This is a genomic window from Pseudomonas sp., from assembly GCF_036404235.1.
In the GTDB taxonomy this organism is placed as follows: domain Bacteria; phylum Pseudomonadota; class Gammaproteobacteria; order Pseudomonadales; family Pseudomonadaceae; genus Aquipseudomonas.
On the sequence record NZ_DASWOT010000118.1, the window covers coordinates 16,799 to 34,447 of the forward strand.

The following is a 17,649-nucleotide window of genomic DNA, read 5'->3' on the forward strand; positions in this document are numbered from 1 at the left end:
CGCATAAATGGATCGCGTTATCGCGCATCCTTTGGCCTGGACACACAACCTCTCGATGAATCTACTCAAATCGCTGGCCGCCGTAAGCTCTATCACAATGCTTTCAAGGGTTCTGGGGTTCGTTCGCGACACCATCATTGCGCGGACTTTCGGTGCGGGAATGGCAACAGATGCGTTCTTCATCGCTTTCAAACTGCCCAACCTGCTACGTCGAATATTTGCCGAAGGAGCGTTCTCCCAGGCGTTCGTACCGATTCTCGCGGAATATAAAAGCCAGCAGGGCGAGGAGGCCACCCGCACCTTCGTCGCCTATGTCACCGGATTGCTGACGCTGGCACTGGCGCTGGTCACGTTGCTGGGCATTGTCTTTGCGCCGTGGGTTATCTGGGCGACTGCGCCAGGCTTCGTCGATGCGCCGGAAAAATTCCAGCTGACCTCTGATCTGCTGCGCGTGACCTTTCCTTATATATTGCTGATTTCGCTCTCTTCGCTGGCAGGCGCGATCCTCAATACCTGGAATCGGTTCTCGGTGCCGGCCTTTGTGCCGACGCTGCTCAATCTGGCGATGATTTTCTTCGCCTTGTTCCTGACCCCGTATTTCCATCCTCCGGTCATGGCGCTGGGTTGGGCGGTGCTGGTGGGCGGGTTGCTGCAGCTTCTTTATCAGTTACCGCATCTGAAAAAAATCGGGATGCTGGTGCTGCCTCGCCTGAATCTGCGTGACAGTGGGGTATGGCGGGTAATGAAGCAGATGCTGCCTGCGATCCTTGGCGTTTCGGTGAGTCAGATTTCTCTGATCATCAACACGATTTTTGCCTCATTCCTTGCGGCCGGATCGGTGTCGTGGATGTACTACGCAGACCGTTTGATGGAATTGCCGTCAGGTGTCCTGGGTGTGGCGTTGGGTACGATCCTGCTGCCAATCCTGTCGAAAACCTATGCCAGCAGGGATCGCCACGAGTATTCGCGGATTCTCGATTGGGGGCTGCGCCTGTGTTTTGTGCTGGTATTGCCCTGTACGCTGGCCCTTGGCCTGCTCGCCGAGCCTTTGACTGTCTCGCTGTTTCAATATGGTAAGTTCGACGCCCTGGATGCAGCCATGACTCAGCGTGCCTTGATCGCTTATGCAGTAGGGTTGTTGGGGATCATCGTGATCAAGGTCCTCGCGCCAGGCTTTTATGCACAACAGAATATTCGTACCCCGGTGAAAATTGCGATCTTCACCCTCATCGTTACTCAGTTGCTGAACCTTGTGTTTATCGGCCCGCTGCAGCATGCAGGGTTGGCGTTGGCTATCAGTGTGGGGGCCTGCATCAACGCCGCTTTGTTGTTTTGGCAGTTGCGCAAGCAGGACCTGTTTGAGCCGCAACCCGGTTGGGCGGTGTTTTTGCTCAAGCTGATCGTGGCGGTGGTGGTGATGTCGGTCGTGCTGTTGGGCCTGATGCAGGTGATACCGGCATGGAGCGATGGGCAAATGCTGGCGCGCTTCATTCGCCTGGGCGGTTTGGTCGTGGCAGGCGTTGTGACTTATTTCGGGATGCTGCTGCTGTTGGGCTTTCGTCTGAAAGATTTTTCCCGCAGCGCAATTATGTAGAACCAATCGGCGGTTTTTGGCGGTTAACGCCGATTGTTGTGTTTTGCCTGAGTGTGTCGCCTGTCGTTGAGGGCGGTGTGTGGTTATAATCGGCCACTTTATGAGCAAGAAGCGCGTTATGCAGCTGGTTCGAGGCCTTCACAATCTGCGCCCCCAGCATCGGGGCTGCGTCGCCACTATTGGCAACTTTGACGGTGTACACCGCGGCCACCAGGCTATCCTGGCACGTCTGCGTGAGCGTGCCGTGGAGTTGGGCCTGCCCAGTTGCGTGGTGATATTCGAACCGCAACCGCGCGAGTTCTTTGCGCCGCAAACGGCTCCGGCTCGTTTGGCGCGTCTACGTGACAAGCTCAAATTGCTCGCCGACGAGGGCGTGGATCAGGTGTTGTGCCTGGCCTTCAACCAGCAACTGAGCAAGTTGAGCGCTACAGAGTTTATCGACACGGTCCTGATCGATGGCCTGGACGTGAAACATCTGGAGGTCGGTGATGATTTCCGTTTCGGTTGCGACCGGATAGGGGATTTTGACTTCCTGCGAAAAGCGGGGCTTTCCCGAGGTTTTACGGTCGAGGCTGCGCAAACCGTCGAGATCGGTGGCGCACGCGTCAGCAGTACAAAGGTCCGCAATGCCCTGACAGCAGCTGATTTTGCGCTGGCCGAGCGATTGCTCGGTCGACCGTTCGAGATTTCCGGGCGGATTTTGCATGGCCAGAAGTTGGCTCGGCAGTTGGGTACGCCCACGGCCAATGTGCAACTCAAGCGTCGTAGGGCTCCGCTGACCGGTGTCTATCTGGTCAGTGCGCAGATTGACGGCAAGTCATGGCCGGGGGTCGCGAACATTGGTGTGCGCCCAACCGTCGAAGGTGACGGCAGTCCTCACCTTGAAGTGCATTTTCTGGATTTTACCGGCGTTCTCTATGGCCGGCGTTTGACCGTGGTGTTTCACCACAAGCTGCGTGATGAGCAGCGTTTCGCCTCTCTGGAGGCGCTGAAGACAGCGATCAATGCGGATGTCGCCGCCGCCCGTGCCTATTGGCATGGCCAACCGCTAACAACGAGCCTGAAATGACCGATTACAAATCCACGCTAAACCTTCCGGACACCGCCTTCCCAATGAAGGCCGGCCTGCCCCAGCGCGAGCCGCAAACTCTGCAGCGCTGGGACAGCATTGGCCTGTACCAGAAGCTGCGTGAAATTGGCAAGGATCGTCCAAAGTTCGTCCTGCACGACGGTCCTCCGTACGCCAATGGCAATATTCATATCGGTCACGCGGTCAACAAGATCCTCAAGGACATGATCGTGCGCTCCAAGACCTTGTCTGGTTTCGATGCGCCGTATGTACCTGGTTGGGACTGCCACGGCCTGCCGATCGAGCACAAGGTCGAAGTCACCCACGGCAAGAACCTGCCCGCCGATAAAACCCGTGAGCTGTGCCGCGCCTATGCCGCCGAGCAGATCGAAGGTCAGAAAGCCGAATTCATTCGTCTTGGCGTGCTGGGCGATTGGGCCAACCCATACCGCACCATGGATTTCGCCAACGAAGCTGGGGAAATCCGTGCGCTGGCAGAAATGGTCAAGGGCGGTTTTGTGTTCAAGGGCCTTAAGCCTGTGAACTGGTGTTTCGATTGCGGTTCGGCACTGGCTGAAGCGGAAGTCGAATACCAGGACAAAAAGTCCCCTACCATCGATGTCGCCTTCCCGATTGCCGATGAAGACAAGCTCGCTTCGGCGTTTGGCTTGTCGGCACTGAGCAAGCCTGCTGCTGCCGTGATCTGGACCACTACCCCATGGACCATTCCGGCTAACCAGGCGCTCAACGTCCATCCAGAATTCACCTACGCGCTGGTTGATATCGGTGATCGTTTGCTGGTGTTGGCTGAAGAATTGGTCCAGGCCTGCCTGAAACGCTACAAACGCGAGGGTTCGGTCATCGCTACCGCGCCGGGTTCGGCGCTGGAGCTGATCAACTTCCGTCACCCGTTCTACGATCGCCTGTCGCCGGTTTATCTGGCCGATTACGTTGATTTGGGCGCTGGTACCGGCGTGGTTCACTGCTCGCCGGCCTACGGCGTCGACGACTTTGTGATCAGCAAAAGCTACGGCCTGACCAACGACGACATCATCAGCCCGGTTCAAAGCAACGGCGTGTATGTCGAGTCGCTGGAGTTCTTCGGTGGCCAGTTCATCTTCAAGGCCAACCAGAACATCATCGACAAGCTCGCTGAAGTTGGCGCGTTGATGGACACCGAAGTCATCACCCACAGCTACATGCACTGCTGGCGCCACAAAACGCCATTGATCTACCGCGCCACCGCGCAGTGGTTCGTCGGCATGGACAAGCAACCGACGTCGGGCGACACCCTGCGCGAGCGTGCGGTCAAGGCGATTGAAGACACCAAATTCGTACCGACCTGGGGTCAGGCGCGTCTGCACTCTATGATCGCCAACCGGCCTGACTGGTGCATCTCCCGTCAGCGCAACTGGGGCGTGCCGATCCCGTTCTTCCTGCACAAGGAAAGCGGTGAACTGCATCCACGCACCGTCGAGCTGATGGAAGAGGTTGCGCTGCGCGTCGAGAAAGAAGGTATCGAGGCCTGGTTCAAGATGGACGCCGCCGAACTGCTCGGTGACGAAGCGCCGAAGTACGACAAAATCTCCGATACCCTGGACGTCTGGTTCGATTCCGGCACCACGCACTGGCATGTGCTGCGCGGCTCGCATCCCATGGGCCACGAAAGCGGTCCACGCGCCGACTTGTACCTGGAAGGTTCGGACCAGCATCGCGGCTGGTTCCACTCCTCATTGCTGACCGGTTGCATGCTCGACAATCACGCGCCGTATCGTGAGCTGTTGACCCACGGTTTCACGGTGGACGAGAACGGCCGCAAGATGTCCAAATCCCTGGGCAACGTGATCGCGCCACAGAAAGTCAACGACACGCTGGGCGCCGACATCATGCGTCTGTGGGTATCGGCCACTGACTATTCAGGCGAGATGGCCGTTTCGGAAACCATCCTGCAGCGCAGCGCCGATGCTTATCGTCGCATCCGTAACACTGCGCGCTTCCTGCTTTCCAACCTGACCGGTTTCAACCCGGCAACCGACATTTTGCCCGCCGAAGAAATGCTGGCGCTGGACCGTTGGGCTGTGGATCGCGCCTTGCTGCTTCAGCGCGAGCTGGAAGAGCACTACGGTGAGTACCGTTTCTGGAATGTTTATTCGAAAGTGCATAACTTCTGCGTGCAGGAGTTGGGCGGCTTCTATCTGGACATCATCAAGGACCGCCAGTACACCACCGGCGCCGATAGCAAGGCGCGGCGCTCCTGCCAGACTGCGCTGTTCCACATCTCCGAGGCGCTGGTGCGCTGGATCGCACCGATCCTGGCATTTACCGCCGATGAATTGTGGCAATACTTGCCGGGCGAGCGTAACGAGTCGGTCATGCTCAATACCTGGTACGACGGCCTGAGCGAGTTGCCGGAAGGCTTCGAGCTGGATCGCGCTTATTGGGAGCGGATCATGGCGGTCAAGGTTGTGGTCAACAAGGAAATGGAAAACCTACGGGCGGCGAAAGCCATCGGTGGCAACCTCCAGGCCGAAGTGACACTGTATGCCGAAGATGAGCTAGTGGCTGACTTGTCGAAACTGGGCAACGAACTGCGCTTCGTGTTGATCACGTCCACCGCTGCGGTTGCGCCGTTCGTCAGCGCACCGGCCGATGCCGTGGTCACCGAAGTCAGCGGTCTGAAGCTGAAAGTGGTCAAGTCAGGTCACGTCAAATGTGCGCGTTGCTGGCATCACCGCGAGGACGTTGGGGTCAATCCCGAGCATCCGGAAATCTGCGGCCGCTGCGTAGACAACATCTACGGCGCAGGCGAGGTTCGTCACTATGCCTAATGCAAGTCGCTTCGGGCGTCTGGGCTGGCTGTGGCTGAGCGTGCTGGTGCTGGTCATTGATCAGGCTAGCAAGTTCTACTTTGAAAACGCGTTGAGCCTGTATCAGCAAATCGTAGTGATTCCGAGCTATTTCAGCTGGACGTTGGCTTACAACACCGGAGCGGCGTTCAGCTTCCTGGCCGACAGTTCAGGCTGGCAGCGCTGGCTGTTCGCGTTGATTGCTGTGGTGGTCAGCGCGGTGCTGGTGATCTGGCTCAAGCGCCTGGGGCGCAGCGAAACCTGGCTGGCCGTGGCGCTGGCATTAGTGCTGGGCGGGGCCTTGGGTAATCTGTACGACCGCATCGTGCTGGGCCATGTCATCGACTTTGTGTTGGTGCATTGGGAAAACCGCTGGTACTTCCCGGCCTTCAATTTTGCCGACAGTGCCATCACCGTAGGCGCGATCATGCTTGCGCTGGATATGTTCAAAAGCAAGAAAACCGGAGAATCCGTCCATGGCTGAACAGTTATTGACCGACGCCGCTGCACAGGAACAACGCATCGGTCAGAACACGGAAGTCACCCTGCATTTCGCTCTGCGTCTGGAGAATGGCGACACTGTCGACAGCACCTTCGACAAGGCTCCCGCGACCTTTAAAGTCGGTGACGGCAACTTGCTCCCAGGCTTTGAGGCTTTGCTGTTCGGTTTCAAGGCGGGCGACAAACGCAGCCTTGAAGTACTGCCGGAAAACGCCTTTGGTCAGCCGAATCCGCAGAATGTGCAGATCATCGCGCGTTCGCAGTTTCAGGACATGGAGCTGTCGGAAGGCTTGTTGGTGATTTTCAACGATGCGGCCAATACTGAGCTGCCCGGTGTGGTGAAGGCATTCGATGATGATCAAGTGACCATCGACTTCAATCACCCGTTGTCGGGCAAGACGTTGACCTTTGACGTGGAAATCTTCGAGGTGAAAGCGCTCTGATCCGTTGGAGCGCAATTGGCCTCGACTCCGGTCGGGGCCTTTTCGTTTATATGTTGCACTGCGCGTAGGTACGAGGCACATCATGCAAATCAAGCTCGCCAACCCACGTGGCTTCTGCGCCGGGGTGGACCGTGCAATCGAAATCGTTAATCGCGCGCTGGAAGTGTTTGGCCCGCCGATCTACGTGCGCCACGAAGTGGTTCATAACAAATTTGTCGTCGAAGACCTGCGTGCCCGCGGCGCGATCTTCGTTGAAGAGCTGGACCAGGTGCCGGACGACGTCATCGTCATTTTCAGTGCTCATGGCGTCTCGCAAGCCGTACGCACCGAAGCGGCGGGCCGTGGCCTCAAGGTGTTCGATGCGACCTGCCCGCTGGTCACCAAGGTTCACATCGAAGTCGCGCGCTACAGCCGTGACGGCCGTGAATGCATTTTGATTGGTCATGAAGGCCACCCGGAAGTCGAAGGCACCATGGGGCAGTACGACGCCAGCAATGGCGGCGCGATTTATCTGGTCGAGGACGAGCAAGACGTCGCTAATTTGCAGGTGAATAACCCAGAGAAGCTGGCGTTCGTGACCCAGACCACGCTGTCGATGGATGACACCAGCCGGGTGATCGACGCCCTGCGTTCGCGTTTTCCGAGTATTGGCGGTCCGCGCAAGGATGACATCTGCTACGCCACGCAAAACCGTCAGGACGCCGTCAAGCAACTGGCCGATGAATGCGACGTGGTGTTGGTGGTCGGCAGCCCAAACAGTTCCAACTCCAACCGCTTGCGTGAGCTGGCTGAACGCATGGCAACCCCGGCGTATTTGATCGACGGCGCCGAGGACATGCAGCGCAGTTGGTTCGATGGCGTCGAGCGTATCGGCATTACGGCTGGCGCATCGGCCCCTGAAGTGCTGGTGCGTGGCGTGATTCAACAATTGCAGGCCTGGGGCGCGGTGGGTGCAGACGAGCTGGCGGGTCGCGAAGAGAACATCACGTTCTCGATGCCAAAAGAGCTGCGGGTGAAGTCACTGTTGTAAATCAGCGACCACACAGTGCGGTGGTAATTTTTTCGTTAACAATCCTGGCTCGTCCAGACACGGCCAGTATCACTCGGTACTGGCTGGCAGGCTGGTCTTTGAGGCAAACGAAAAAAGTACCATTGCCTGTGCCGGCGTTCATTGAGCTACCCGTGCTGTCAAAAGGGATCGAGCTCCTTACCTTGCTGTTGCCTACCACCCTTACAGCGCGATATCCCGAGCGTTCTGCCAGCGTGGGCTCATCGTCGTCCTTTGAGCCATTGCGATTGGCGTCAACGAAGGTTCTCCAGCCTTTGCTCCAGTCGCTGTCTAGCGGTGCCATGACCACCACCTGATTGCGCAAGATGGCCTCGGCCCTGGCCATGCGTATGCCGCTCGCCAGTTGCTGTGCAGCGTCTTGCCCGCGTTGTGATTCGATCAGGCTGTTGAACGCTGGCAGCGCGATGCTGGTAATGATCGCAATCAACACCAAAGCCACCAGCAGTTCCACCAGTGTGAGCCCTCGTTGTCTTGATTGCGTTGCCTTCCTGAGCATACATCGGCCCCGGCATTTCTTGCGTTGGGGCGCCAAGAAAACACCCAATTCGCCGCCCGGACAAGGCATTCGCGCAGCTGGGTGTGTTAGCCGTTGTGTCGGTAAACCCGGTTACACACTGGGGCAATTTGCAGCGAGCAATCTTGCAATCATCGGCTTCAATGGTGTGAGCAAAAGGACGTGGTAGGAGGCTGTTGATGGCGCAAAGACAGGGAAGTCGTCAGTCAGGGATGACCCTGATCGAAGTCATGATTGCATTGTTGATCCTTTCCGTGGGCGTGCTTGGCGTGGCAGCGGTTCAACTCAACGCCCTCAAATACACCGACAGCGCGTTGCGCAATAGCCAAGCAAGCTTCGTCGCCCATGACATGCTCGAGCGTATACGCGCCAACCCTGAAGCCGATTATTCGCTCGCCTCGTTGAGCTACGCGCCCACGTCAGAAAATCATGCCGATCCTCGGCATCAGGATTTGTTCGATTTTGCCCTTAATATCAGGCAGATGACCGGCGACGATGGCGACGGGCGCATCGCTGTCGCAGGTAACGCGGTGAGCATAGCCATCGATTGGAGCGACGCCCGAGGTGCTCAGGAAAACGACCAGATGCAGACATTCACCCTCAACAGCCTTGTTTCCGCCGGCGGGAGCGGCAGGCCATGAGGCGTCATTCAGAGGGCTTTGGCCTGATCGAACTGATGGTGGCGTTAACGCTTGGGCTGGTGATATCGCTGGCGCTGAGCCAAATGTTCATCAGCTCAAAAGACACCTACCTGAGCCAGACGGCTTCGGCCAACCTGCAGGAGGACGCACGATTTGTGCTCAACAAGCTGGCGCAAGACATCCGCATGGTCGGCACGTTTGGGTGTCTGGGCTCGGTGAAAGACGCCAGCGACACAGGTGATTTCGCTGCCGTGTTCAAGGCCCCGATCCAATGGCAGCCGGGTCAGCGGACGTTGACGCTAGCCACCACCAGCGTTGAGGCAGGCCGAAGTGAGCCTGACTGGGTGATCCAGACCGATTGCTCGTCCACTGCGACCGCCTACTCCAGAGGAACAGATTCGGATGAGCTACGGTTTCCCGTTCAGCAGCAGGTATATGGGTTTAACGCGCGCAGGGCGGACCTGACGTTGAATGGATATGCGCTGATCAGCAACGTCAGCGGCTTCGATGTGCTGTTCGGTGTCGCCCAAACGCCCTCCGAGATGTCGATCTCGCGTTATGTCGAGATCCCCGACGACCCCGCACTGATACGCAGCGTACGCATCACACTGACGTTGTCCGACCCGGCAGGCCGCGTAAAGGCACAGCGCTTCAGCGTCGTGGCGGCTTTGCGCAACCGGCTCGGGTGAAGCGCTGATGATGGCTGCTCTCCACGCGAACGCTCAGCGCGGCACGGTATTGATCCTGAGCTTGGTGTTTCTGCTGTTGCTGACGATGCTCGGCCTTTCTTCCCTGCAAAACGCGACCTTGCAGGAAAAAATGGCCGGCGCCCTGAACCGGCGTCAGGTGTCGTTTCAGTTGGCTGAACATGTATTGCGCGTGGCGGAGGCTCGGGTAAAAGCGCCCGGCTTCGCGCTGCCCGAATGCGCCCCGATCAACACCTGCGGCCCGCCGCCTGAAGCGCTCACTGTTTCGGGCGCCGGACCGGGAGGCGCGTCCGGCGTGACATGGGAGGCCGTCGATGGTGGTTTCTATGCCCTGCAGAACTTCGCCAAAACCAACGACCCGGTCAATGTCGGGCCTGTAGATGAAGCAACAACCCTGTATCGGGTCACCGCAGTGGCTGTCCGCGATGGCGCTCGCACCGTTCTGGAAAGCGTGCATACCGATACGCGCCGGATCATGTGGCGACAACGCCAGTGAAGGAGGATGGGATGCTCAGGAGCAGCAATGGATTTACCTTAATCGAACTGATGGTGGTGATCGGCGTTATCTCCATCCTGGCCGCAGTCGGCTATCCCAACTACACCGAATACGTAAAGAAAACCCGTCGCTCGGAAATCGCCGCGTTACTGATCGAAGAAGCGCAAAAGCTGGAGCGCTTCCACTCAAGGAACGGGCAATACACGGATGTCGCCGGGCTGCCAGCGCGCGATCACCAGGTCGCTGACGGGAATACGTTTTATGCACTCGCGGCGCAACGGACCGAGCAGACGTTTGTGCTGACAGCGACGGCGACGGGCGCTCTGATGCAGGGAGATAAATGCGGGCACTTTGTGTTGGAAAACACGGGCAGACGCGACAACTTAGCGTTGTCGGGCGATGCCAGTGTTTTGGGGTGTTGGGGGCGTTAGCAGCATCTACCTGAGCGGTTTGCCTGGTTATCGCCAGCACTCGGCGGTGGTTGGGAGTTTGTTCCCTGCCTGATCCAGACTCATCGTGCCGCATGTCGTGTCTTTCACTTGGCTGCCTTGTGGAACGACTTGCAGGGTATACGCCGTTGCCGTGGCCGCAGAAGCCAGTTGCAACGTGTATTTGTTGTTTGCCGAATTGGCATTGGTGATGCCAATCGTTGCCAACGTAGCACCGACGTAAGTGTTGTTTTGTGCGTAAAAGCGCTCCATCCGCGCCGCTGCGTCAGAGAGTAGGGCGATCCCTTCGGAGCGATACCCACGCAGCACATAGTTGGTGTAACTCGGATAAGCAATCGCCGCGAGTATCCCGACAATCGCCACGGTGATCATCAGCTCGATCAGGGTGAAGCCGCGCTGGCTGTTCTTTACGGTTTGCATACAACTGCTACCTCTATGGAGAAGGAATGACGCGCCAGGTTTGACGGCCGTTGTAGTTCAGACCCAAAAAGGTGCCCATGCTTCCCGAAGCGCTTCCGCTGGCATCGGTCACAGTCCCCATACCATCTGCACTACTCGTTGAGCTAATGGCTGCGCCAGCTATGACACTGAAACCACCGGCGGCCGAACTGTAAGCGCTGACGACCGTGTCATTGTATTTATCGGTCGCAGAAACGATACCGTTGCGACTTAAGTTGAAGACCGAAGACGTGGTTCTTCCGCCTGTCGTCGGGTCCAAACCATAGATCCAGCCGGTGATGCCCGGCGTGCAGACATCGAAGCTTGGCGTGCGGGTGGTGGCATACAGGACATCACCGGTCAAAACCAAAGAGTCCACCAGGCGTTCGCCCAGCAGTGAGGCATTTACAGCCAGGTCAAGATACCAGCCTGATTTACTCGCCCAGTTCACGGTATTGTTGCTCACTAGACGAATCAGGTTGGTATTCCCGGCGAAAGAGCCTGTTGCCTGCGTGGTAATGCTCTGTGCTTGCAATGCTGCTCTGGACAGCAGAGGCGTTGTTCCGGCTGTTTGCCCTGTTGTCTGTTTGTCCCAGATACCGTAGAGCGATTGCAGGTCTGTGCTGGTTTTATCCGCTGTCGCGAAATAACGACCGGTTCCGAAAATGATCAAATTCCCCGGATTCGTGGGATGAGGCGCTATGACGGGAGGGGCCGTGATCGATTGTGCCGTGCCGCCTGTGTCGCTGGTGGTTGCCGTGTACAGCGGGTTATTGCCGAACGATACCTTGTAGCTACTGGCCGTGGTGTTAGCTGTCAGCGAGGTTCCGATCAGGTCGAAGCGCCACAGGTTACCCAGCAAATCTCCCGCGTAGGCATAGTCGGCGATGCCATCGGAGTTTGCGTCGAGTATCACCGGTGAAGACAATCCATTGTTGCCTTTGACCGAAGTGGTGAGTTTGCTGATGGTAGCGCCGGTGGCGACGTCCAGAATGATCAACGAGGCATTGCCGTTGTTGCCGTTGTATCCGTTGCCGACAACCACGCCCCATTTTCCGGAGTGCAGTCGGGCAATGACCGGCTTGGAGAACGTGCTGCCAAGTTCTGCGTCGGTTTGTGCAGTGAACTCCCAGAGCAACTTGATATTGTCTGGTTCCGTGACGTCTAACGCGAAGATTTCAGATCCGCCGCCACCCAGTGTGCCCACAAGCACCGTGCGCCACTTGCTTGAAATATAAACATCGGCCACCACCGGCGTGCCGTCGACGAAGTAGCGGTGCAATGATGAGTCGGAGTTGTAGTTTTTGTTGGTCAGGGCATTGAGATTGGAGATGACAGCCGTTGGAATGAACGCAAATTTTTCCACGCCGGTAGTGGTATCGAACGCATGCAACATCCCGTCGTTGGCGCCAACATAGACCTGGCCCCGACGTTTAGCCTGATCGGATTGAAACTTGCTGTAGGTTCCTGCCTCGCCATCAAGCGAATCGGCGACAGAGGGCAGATAGTTTGCGGTATTGACCACAACAGGCGAGGAGTTGACCAGATCGCCGATCAGGGAGGCGCGCCTTCGGAAAGTCGAAGTTGCTTTGCTGATATCGCCTTTAACGAAGTCCAACTGATCCGACGTCAACGTGCCTTGCAGGTTAATGCTGGCATAAGTTCTGCCAGCAAGGTTGGCGTATGTAAATGACTGCAGGCCACTATCGGTGCCAGGCACCTTGGCCATCTGTATGTTTCTGCTGCCCCAGGCGGGCATTTGTTCGCTGGCCTTCCAGTTGGTGGTAACGGTCGTTGTCGCGGTACTGGAGCCGAAGGTCGTGGTGGTCTTGGTGAGATCGCCACTCCAATACACAACGTCCAAACTGTTCAGATACGTCGAAGCTGAGTTGGCGCTGCCAAGTGTCGGAATGACCGCAGGTGTCGCGACAGAGCTGTTTTTCTGCAAAATCTGATTGAACGCCTTGGACAACTGATCCTTGAGCGTCGATGCGTTGGTCACCAGAAAATAGTTGTTCGGTGTGCCGGCGGTGTTCGAGTCCCACTCCCCAGACACTGGCTTGCTGCTGGCTATGTTGGTCGAGCTGCCAAATCCGCCCCATTTCGCGGCGTACCATAAAGGGTCTTTAAGGTTGGTGATCGACGTTGTCGCCGAGGCTTTGAAGTTGCGAGTGTGTGTGTCTGTCCGGGTGGGGTTTGTAAGGCTTGCGCTATTGTTTTTTCGGCCCGGTAGCAGCGTGCTGTCAGTGTTGCAGGCACTGCAAGTTCCCGGTAATTGGGCGCCCGGTGTATCCAGTGAGTAATGCAAGTTGCCCGAACCACCACCTGTCACCTCCAGATAGATGCCGTCTGCTGTCGTACCCGAAATCGTGTAGCCCATGTGCGACTCATTGCTGGATACCGAGTAGACCGTCTGCGAGGTCACGTCCAGCGTCCCCGACGCATTGACTGCCACCGTGTATAGAACAATGGCGTCCATGTCGTAGTCGCAACCCTGGACGCAGTCATCGAACACCACGCGGAATACAGCCTGCGCCCGACCACCATTGATGTTGGCGTTTGTGGGTTGTCCCGCCATGTTATAGAGGGAGTCGATATAGAAGCCGGTAATTTGTTCGGTTACCCCGTTGTTGGCTACCTTGCCGAAAGGCACCAGTGTGATCGTGCCAGTGCCGACTGGCATTTGTATGCGAGGCAATGTCGACGAAAGCGCAATGGAGAACGTTTGGACTTTCTGGCTTCCCAGTGAAGTGATTGCATGAGTGTTGCCGTAATAGGCAACTGCTGCGGCATTGTAGGTGCCCTCTTTGGTGGGCTCCTCCGGCAAGCCCCGGATGTTGCCCAGACTGGACGCTACTTTCGCGGTTGGTGCGCTATCGCTGACACTCAACGTCTGGCCGATATTGATGTTCTTGCTACCACCGATATCGCTGTTCCAGATGGTCTGACCCAAATCCGCAGCTTTGAAATCAGTCAGCGGCGTGGTGGCAGAAGGTGCTGCTACCTGTGTATAGGCGCTACCGGGCAGGTCCGAGTCGTAGCTTGGGTTTACGTCGCTGAACAGCGTTTCGAAAGGTTTGGAGCAGCTTGGGTAGGTCGGGTTAGTGGCATTGGCGTTGGGGCTGCTTGAATAGGGGTCAGTCCAGGTGGTTACGCTGGTGAGCCCCAGGGTGTTATCAGCACTACCAGACTTGTAAGCGTCGGTTGGCGTCGCCTTGTTGCCACTGAAATAACGTAGCGTTTCGAACATCATCTCGGCCAAGGGGTTGCCCCAGTTCGGGCAGCTACCGTTTGACAAAGAACAACTGGTTGAGGCGGCCAGTTTGAGGCCATCGAGAGTGCCGATGATCCCGCCTTTGGTGTAGGTGGACCCACTCTTTGTGCCGAATATTCCAGTTGACGCCTCGATTTCGTTCGAAAAGCTACCCAATGCCCGACGTAAGGCCCCGCCTTGGAGGTTATTGGTATAAGTACCGGTCAGAAGACCGAAGTACATCTGATTGCCTTCGCCGTAATCGTGAAGGATGCCGGTCGGCTTGTATTTGCCGTTGGGGTAAAGCTTGCAGTTACTTTCCAGATAATCGCTTTTACAGACTTCTACTCTGACAGCAAAATCCTGAAGTTTTTTTGTCAAATCCACGGTGCCGAAGCTGATGTCAGTTGCCTGCGTCCCGCCTTGGGTTGACTCTCGCGAAACCCAACCAAAAATCCGCACGTTGGCTATGTCGGGTACTACACGAAGAAGTGGCGGGTTACTCGTTTCGCTGGTGCCCTGGCTGTTGTTGGCAAACAGCGCGTAGTTACCTGCGGTTGGCTTCGAGAAAGGCGTGTAGTCGTGCAGATCGTAACCGTCAACCTCAACGCTTTTGTATTCTTTGCCCCAGGTATGCGCATCGGTTGAAATATAGGCGCGAGACAGAATGGTCTGCGTGGCAGAGTCGACGTATCGGTATCCGCCGTACAGCACTTTGCGCAAAGCGTCGGCACGGGAGGTGGTCAGGTAGTTGAGATAATCCCCACTCCAACTGCCCGGACATTTTTTAGTATCGGTTTTGCCGCTCGCACTGAAGTAACTGTTGGCGTAGGTGTAGCAAAACCCGGAGTCAAAATAACCGAGGTATTTAAAGTCTTTATCTGGCTTGTAGCGAATATCGATAGCGCCATCGCCATCCAGATCTGATGCGTCGTTGTAAGCCGGGAAGAACAGTTTATGGTCGCGGCCCACCACCAGCATATTGAGCGGCGGTACAGAGTTGTTCAAAAACAGCGGTAGCTGTGCCGGGATTTGACTCACGGCTGCCTGCACTGTGCTCACCGCCGAGAAAAACACACAGGCCAGTGTTACGGCGATGGCGGCACTATTTAATGTTTTCATGATTGTCCGACCGCGCTGCGTGTTCATTAGTTTGGGTAATACCGGGCAATCACGGTGCGCAACATCACGCGTTGGGTAACCGTATCGCTGGTGCAAAGGACGGTTGAGGCGCAGGCGTTGACTTCGTAGTATCTGACGCCCGTCGCTAACAGGGCGCCGCCATTCATGCTGCTGTCGCCAAGCTTTCCCAGGTCGACGACATACCACTGGATCTTTGCTTCATAGGACGTTTCGTCGGTTGCCACATTCGCAGCGTCATCAAAGCGTGTGGGTAAATCGATATTGTCCGTCACGGCAAGCTCAGGGTTTGGGGCTAATGGTGACCACGACCATGGTAAACAGACAGTGGATGTACAGGGCCGCTGTGGAATGGGAGCCGATTTAGTACTGATGCTCACTTCACCCAGACGCAACGCTGCTTCTGCAGCGTTGGTCAACATTTTTTGCTGTTTGAGGTTGCCGGTTATCCGCGATTCCAGCGAAACACCGCGCATGCTGGAGATGGCCAGTAAGGTGATGATCAGCAGCATCATGATGGCAACCAGTAAGGTCGCGCCGTTCTGACGTTGGGCCATTGAATAACGAGTGGTATTGGGTGATGACGTCATGGCATTTGATTCCTGAGCATGACGGTGCTCTGTACGATCTGATAGATCTTGCTGGTGTCCTCGTACTTCGTCGTATACCGGTTGTTCCAGTCTGTCAGCACGCTGGATGTCGCAGTGGTGTCGAGCATCGAACTGGTCCCGCTTTGCATCAACGCTGTGTATCGGACGGCTCCAATAACACCTGTTGGCGCTGAGCTGAAGCTGGAGACGGTTTTTTCCTCCGTGCCTGCACCATAATCGAATCGCAAATCCAGGACGCCTGTCACCAGTTGTTGAGTGTTGCTTCCAACGGTGCAGGTGATTGAGTGGGTGGCGGTGTCGAGCGCTATTTTCTCGATGACGATTGGATTGTTCTGGTTATAGGGGATAGCGATAGTCGTCTGGTCAGCGTTGGACAAAGCCGCTCCCTGACAGGTCAAGTCAGAACGATTAGCAGCCTGATACTGGATGCACAGGGCTGTGGATGACAAGGCATAGACCGAGGTGCCCTTGGGGAAATCACAGCCCAAGCCACTGCTTGCAGCAAAGAATGTCGTTGGTTTGCTTCTGTAACCCGCTCTGGATAGTTCTTGGCCGAGAACAGCAAGGGCAAAGCGGCCGTTTTCCTGGTTGCCGACCTGACTTTGCTGGAATAGATAGCTTTTCTGATTGTTGATGAAGATCTGCGTCACTCCCAGAATTAGGAAGCAACCGATGGTCATGGCGACCATCAACTCAATCAACGACAGCCCGTGCTGGCTGCACGTTGTTCGTGGGTGTTTAAGCGCTGAGTTCATTTAAGGCGCGTCCTGACTCTGTAAGTACACGTGGTGCTGTTGTCGAGTGGGTCAAGGCATTCGCCCGCCGCTTTTACTGTCCAGGCCACTTGTATCTCTATGTCGGTATCGACCAGGTTTTCTGTCGCGCAAGCAGAGACCGTTGCGTCACGTGGCTCGATGCTTCGGCAGATATAGAACGACTTGCTCAGCAGCGTATTTGCACCTGGAAGTGCATTGCCCGCTCTTACCGCCCAGCAACCTATCTGCTGGTTGAGGGCCGATGGCGTGGGTATGCATTTATCGGCGCTGGCAGGAAAACTGGCGCCTGGGGCCTTCAAGCATGAGTTGGTTGGCGTGCATGTGCCGTTGGTACGAATGATCTCAAGCAGATCATCGGCCAGCATGATGGCGGTATTTCGTTGTACCGAATCCTGAGTGTAGGGAATGGCCTTGCTCTGCAACGCGACCATGCCCAGTACGCCAATGACCGTGATCAAAAGACTGACCAATACCTCGATCATGCTGAAACCGCTGGCGTTCGCTCTCGAACCGATAGTCATGGGCACCCCTCAGTGCTCACCGAGCTGGGCGCATTGATACGTCCGCTGGACAGAACAGTGATGTACTGGCTGGCGACGGATTTGTCCGAGGAGTAGTAGGCTTTAAAGCAGGTGGACGCCGAGGCATTACCTGTTGAGGAAAACGTAAGGCTGCTTACGGCGCTCTCGATCGTTACCGAATTCTGGAGCCCTTCGTCGCCAATCTGGCGCAGATAATCTTTATCGGCCGACACCTTTGCGATCGTGATACCGGCGTTCCAGCCATTGCTCGCCTTGATGATAATCGCTGTACTGCGAGTCACCGCCTCCCCACGCGAATACTGCAACAAGTCATACAGCTCGTTGGCCGCCGCCGTGACGCTGCTCTTGTGAATCATGTAGCCGAAGCTCGGTATCGCAATCGCCGCAAAAATACCCACGATCACCACGACGACGATCAACTCGATCAACGTAAACCCGCGGCTTGTGCCCTCATGAGGACTTTGCCAGCTGCGACGCGTGTCCGCCCGCGTAAGGCCAGAGCTGAAATCCATCGAGGAAATTCCATTTTTCGTTTGAAATATGGTGATACTACTCAGGTT

17 protein-coding genes are annotated in these 17,649 nt (G+C 56.5%); 10 read left to right on the forward strand and 7 right to left on the reverse strand.

The features are described from left to right. The first annotated feature begins 55 nt into the window (after window positions 1–55). The 6 genes from murJ (at window position 56) to ispH (ending at window position 7,483) form a co-directional block, all read left to right on the forward strand. Window positions 56–1,594 carry a murein biosynthesis integral membrane protein MurJ gene (gene murJ / locus VGC62_RS14725; protein WP_331187833.1) on the forward strand — a complete coding sequence of 513 codons (1,539 nt, stop codon included), beginning with the start codon at window positions 56–58 and terminating at the stop codon, window positions 1,592–1,594. Window positions 1,595–1,712: 118 nt separating this feature from the next. Next, entirely contained in the window at window positions 1,713–2,663 is a 951-nt protein-coding gene (gene ribF / locus VGC62_RS14730) for a bifunctional riboflavin kinase/FAD synthetase (protein WP_331187817.1), read from the forward strand. After that, on the forward strand, window positions 2,660–5,491 hold the full coding sequence (gene ileS / locus VGC62_RS14735; RefSeq protein WP_331187818.1) for an isoleucine--tRNA ligase: 2,832 nt from the start codon (window positions 2,660–2,662) through the stop codon (window positions 5,489–5,491). The genes ribF and ileS overlap by 4 nt, the downstream gene beginning before the upstream one ends. Then, entirely contained in the window at window positions 5,484–5,993 is a 510-nt protein-coding gene (gene lspA / locus VGC62_RS14740; protein ID WP_331187819.1) for a signal peptidase II, read from the forward strand. Before ileS ends, lspA begins: the two co-directional genes overlap by 8 nt. Next, a complete protein-coding gene (fkpB, locus tag VGC62_RS14745) occupies window positions 5,986–6,453 on the forward strand; it encodes an FKBP-type peptidyl-prolyl cis-trans isomerase (RefSeq protein ID WP_331187820.1) in 468 nt (155 codons plus the stop codon). Before lspA ends, fkpB begins: the two co-directional genes overlap by 8 nt. Window positions 6,454–6,535: 82 nt before the next feature. Then, a complete protein-coding gene (ispH, locus tag VGC62_RS14750; protein ID WP_331187821.1) occupies window positions 6,536–7,483 on the forward strand; it encodes a 4-hydroxy-3-methylbut-2-enyl diphosphate reductase in 948 nt (315 codons plus the stop codon). A gap of 1 nt (window position 7,484) precedes the next feature. Here ispH and VGC62_RS14755 read toward each other — a convergent pair whose 3' ends face one another. Next, on the reverse strand, window positions 7,485–8,018 hold the full coding sequence (locus VGC62_RS14755) for a GspH/FimT family protein (protein ID WP_331187822.1): 534 nt from the start codon (window positions 8,016–8,018) through the stop codon (window positions 7,485–7,487). 197 nt (window positions 8,019–8,215) lie between these two features. Between VGC62_RS14755 and pilV (VGC62_RS14760) the strand changes: the two genes are divergently transcribed. The 4 genes from pilV (VGC62_RS14760) to VGC62_RS14775 are packed head-to-tail and all read left to right on the forward strand — an operon-like array spanning window position 8,216 to window position 10,311. Beyond that, window positions 8,216–8,677, forward strand: coding sequence for a type IV pilus modification protein PilV (pilV, locus tag VGC62_RS14760; RefSeq protein WP_331187823.1), 462 nt, complete (start codon window positions 8,216–8,218; stop codon window positions 8,675–8,677). Next, the gene (locus VGC62_RS14765; RefSeq protein ID WP_331187824.1) at window positions 8,674–9,366 is read left to right on the forward strand and encodes a PilW family protein; all 693 of its coding nucleotides are present in this window, start codon (window positions 8,674–8,676) and stop codon (window positions 9,364–9,366) included. Before pilV (VGC62_RS14760) ends, VGC62_RS14765 begins: the two co-directional genes overlap by 4 nt. A 7-nt stretch (window positions 9,367–9,373) precedes the next feature. Further along, the gene (locus VGC62_RS14770; protein ID WP_331187825.1) at window positions 9,374–9,880 is read left to right on the forward strand and encodes a pilus assembly PilX family protein; all 507 of its coding nucleotides are present in this window, start codon (window positions 9,374–9,376) and stop codon (window positions 9,878–9,880) included. Window positions 9,881–9,891: 11 nt separating this feature from the next. Then, a complete protein-coding gene (locus VGC62_RS14775; protein WP_331187826.1) occupies window positions 9,892–10,311 on the forward strand; it encodes a type IV pilin protein in 420 nt (139 codons plus the stop codon). A 27-nt stretch (window positions 10,312–10,338) separates the two neighbouring features. Here the strand turns inward: VGC62_RS14775 and VGC62_RS14780 are convergent, their stop codons facing one another. The 6 genes from VGC62_RS14780 to VGC62_RS14805 all read right to left on the reverse strand — a co-directional run. Next, window positions 10,339–10,749, reverse strand: a complete 411-nt coding sequence (locus VGC62_RS14780) for a type IV pilin protein (RefSeq protein WP_331187827.1) — start codon at window positions 10,747–10,749, stop codon at window positions 10,339–10,341. Between the two features lie 13 nt (window positions 10,750–10,762). Beyond that, window positions 10,763–15,142: a pilus assembly protein gene (locus VGC62_RS14785; RefSeq protein WP_331187828.1), complete on the reverse strand. Its 4,380-nt coding sequence runs from the start codon at window positions 15,140–15,142 to the stop codon at window positions 10,763–10,765. Between the two features lie 26 nt (window positions 15,143–15,168). Beyond that, on the reverse strand, window positions 15,169–15,750 hold the full coding sequence (locus tag VGC62_RS14790; protein ID WP_414705804.1) for a pilus assembly PilX family protein: 582 nt from the start codon (window positions 15,748–15,750) through the stop codon (window positions 15,169–15,171). After that, on the reverse strand, window positions 15,747–16,526 hold the full coding sequence (locus tag VGC62_RS14795) for a PilW family protein (protein WP_331187830.1): 780 nt from the start codon (window positions 16,524–16,526) through the stop codon (window positions 15,747–15,749). The genes VGC62_RS14790 and VGC62_RS14795 overlap by 4 nt, the downstream gene beginning before the upstream one ends. Continuing rightward, on the reverse strand, window positions 16,523–17,068 hold the full coding sequence (gene pilV, locus VGC62_RS14800; RefSeq protein WP_331187831.1) for a type IV pilus modification protein PilV: 546 nt from the start codon (window positions 17,066–17,068) through the stop codon (window positions 16,523–16,525). The genes VGC62_RS14795 and pilV (VGC62_RS14800) overlap by 4 nt, the downstream gene beginning before the upstream one ends. Beyond that, on the reverse strand, window positions 17,065–17,649 hold a 585-nt coding region (locus tag VGC62_RS14805), incomplete at its 5' end, for a GspH/FimT family pseudopilin (RefSeq protein WP_331187832.1). The genes VGC62_RS14805 and pilV (VGC62_RS14800), both read right to left, overlap by 4 nt.

Coding starts and splice junctions, on each gene's coding strand:
- ribF (WP_331187817.1), top strand. CDS start 1,713: ATGCAGCTGGTTCGAGGCCTTCACAATCTGCGCCCCCAGCATCGGGGC.
- VGC62_RS14785 (WP_331187828.1), bottom strand. CDS start 15,142: ATGAAAACATTAAATAGTGCCGCCATCGCCGTAACACTGGCCTGTGTG.
- fkpB (WP_331187820.1), top strand. CDS start 5,986: ATGGCTGAACAGTTATTGACCGACGCCGCTGCACAGGAACAACGCATC.
- pilV (WP_331187831.1), bottom strand. CDS start 17,068: ATGACTATCGGTTCGAGAGCGAACGCCAGCGGTTTCAGCATGATCGAG.
- ispH (WP_331187821.1), top strand. CDS start 6,536: ATGCAAATCAAGCTCGCCAACCCACGTGGCTTCTGCGCCGGGGTGGAC.
- VGC62_RS14790 (WP_414705804.1), bottom strand. CDS start 15,750: ATGACGTCATCACCCAATACCACTCGTTATTCAATGGCCCAACGTCAG.
- VGC62_RS14795 (WP_331187830.1), bottom strand. CDS start 16,526: ATGAACTCAGCGCTTAAACACCCACGAACAACGTGCAGCCAGCACGGG.
- VGC62_RS14775 (WP_331187826.1), top strand. CDS start 9,892: ATGCTCAGGAGCAGCAATGGATTTACCTTAATCGAACTGATGGTGGTG.
- VGC62_RS14770 (WP_331187825.1), top strand. CDS start 9,374: ATGATGGCTGCTCTCCACGCGAACGCTCAGCGCGGCACGGTATTGATC.
- pilV (WP_331187823.1), top strand. CDS start 8,216: ATGGCGCAAAGACAGGGAAGTCGTCAGTCAGGGATGACCCTGATCGAA.
- VGC62_RS14765 (WP_331187824.1), top strand. CDS start 8,674: ATGAGGCGTCATTCAGAGGGCTTTGGCCTGATCGAACTGATGGTGGCG.
- ileS (WP_331187818.1), top strand. CDS start 2,660: ATGACCGATTACAAATCCACGCTAAACCTTCCGGACACCGCCTTCCCA.
- lspA (WP_331187819.1), top strand. CDS start 5,484: ATGCCTAATGCAAGTCGCTTCGGGCGTCTGGGCTGGCTGTGGCTGAGC.
- VGC62_RS14780 (WP_331187827.1), bottom strand. CDS start 10,749: ATGCAAACCGTAAAGAACAGCCAGCGCGGCTTCACCCTGATCGAGCTG.
- murJ (WP_331187833.1), top strand. CDS start 56: ATGAATCTACTCAAATCGCTGGCCGCCGTAAGCTCTATCACAATGCTT.
- VGC62_RS14755 (WP_331187822.1), bottom strand. CDS start 8,018: ATGCTCAGGAAGGCAACGCAATCAAGACAACGAGGGCTCACACTGGTG.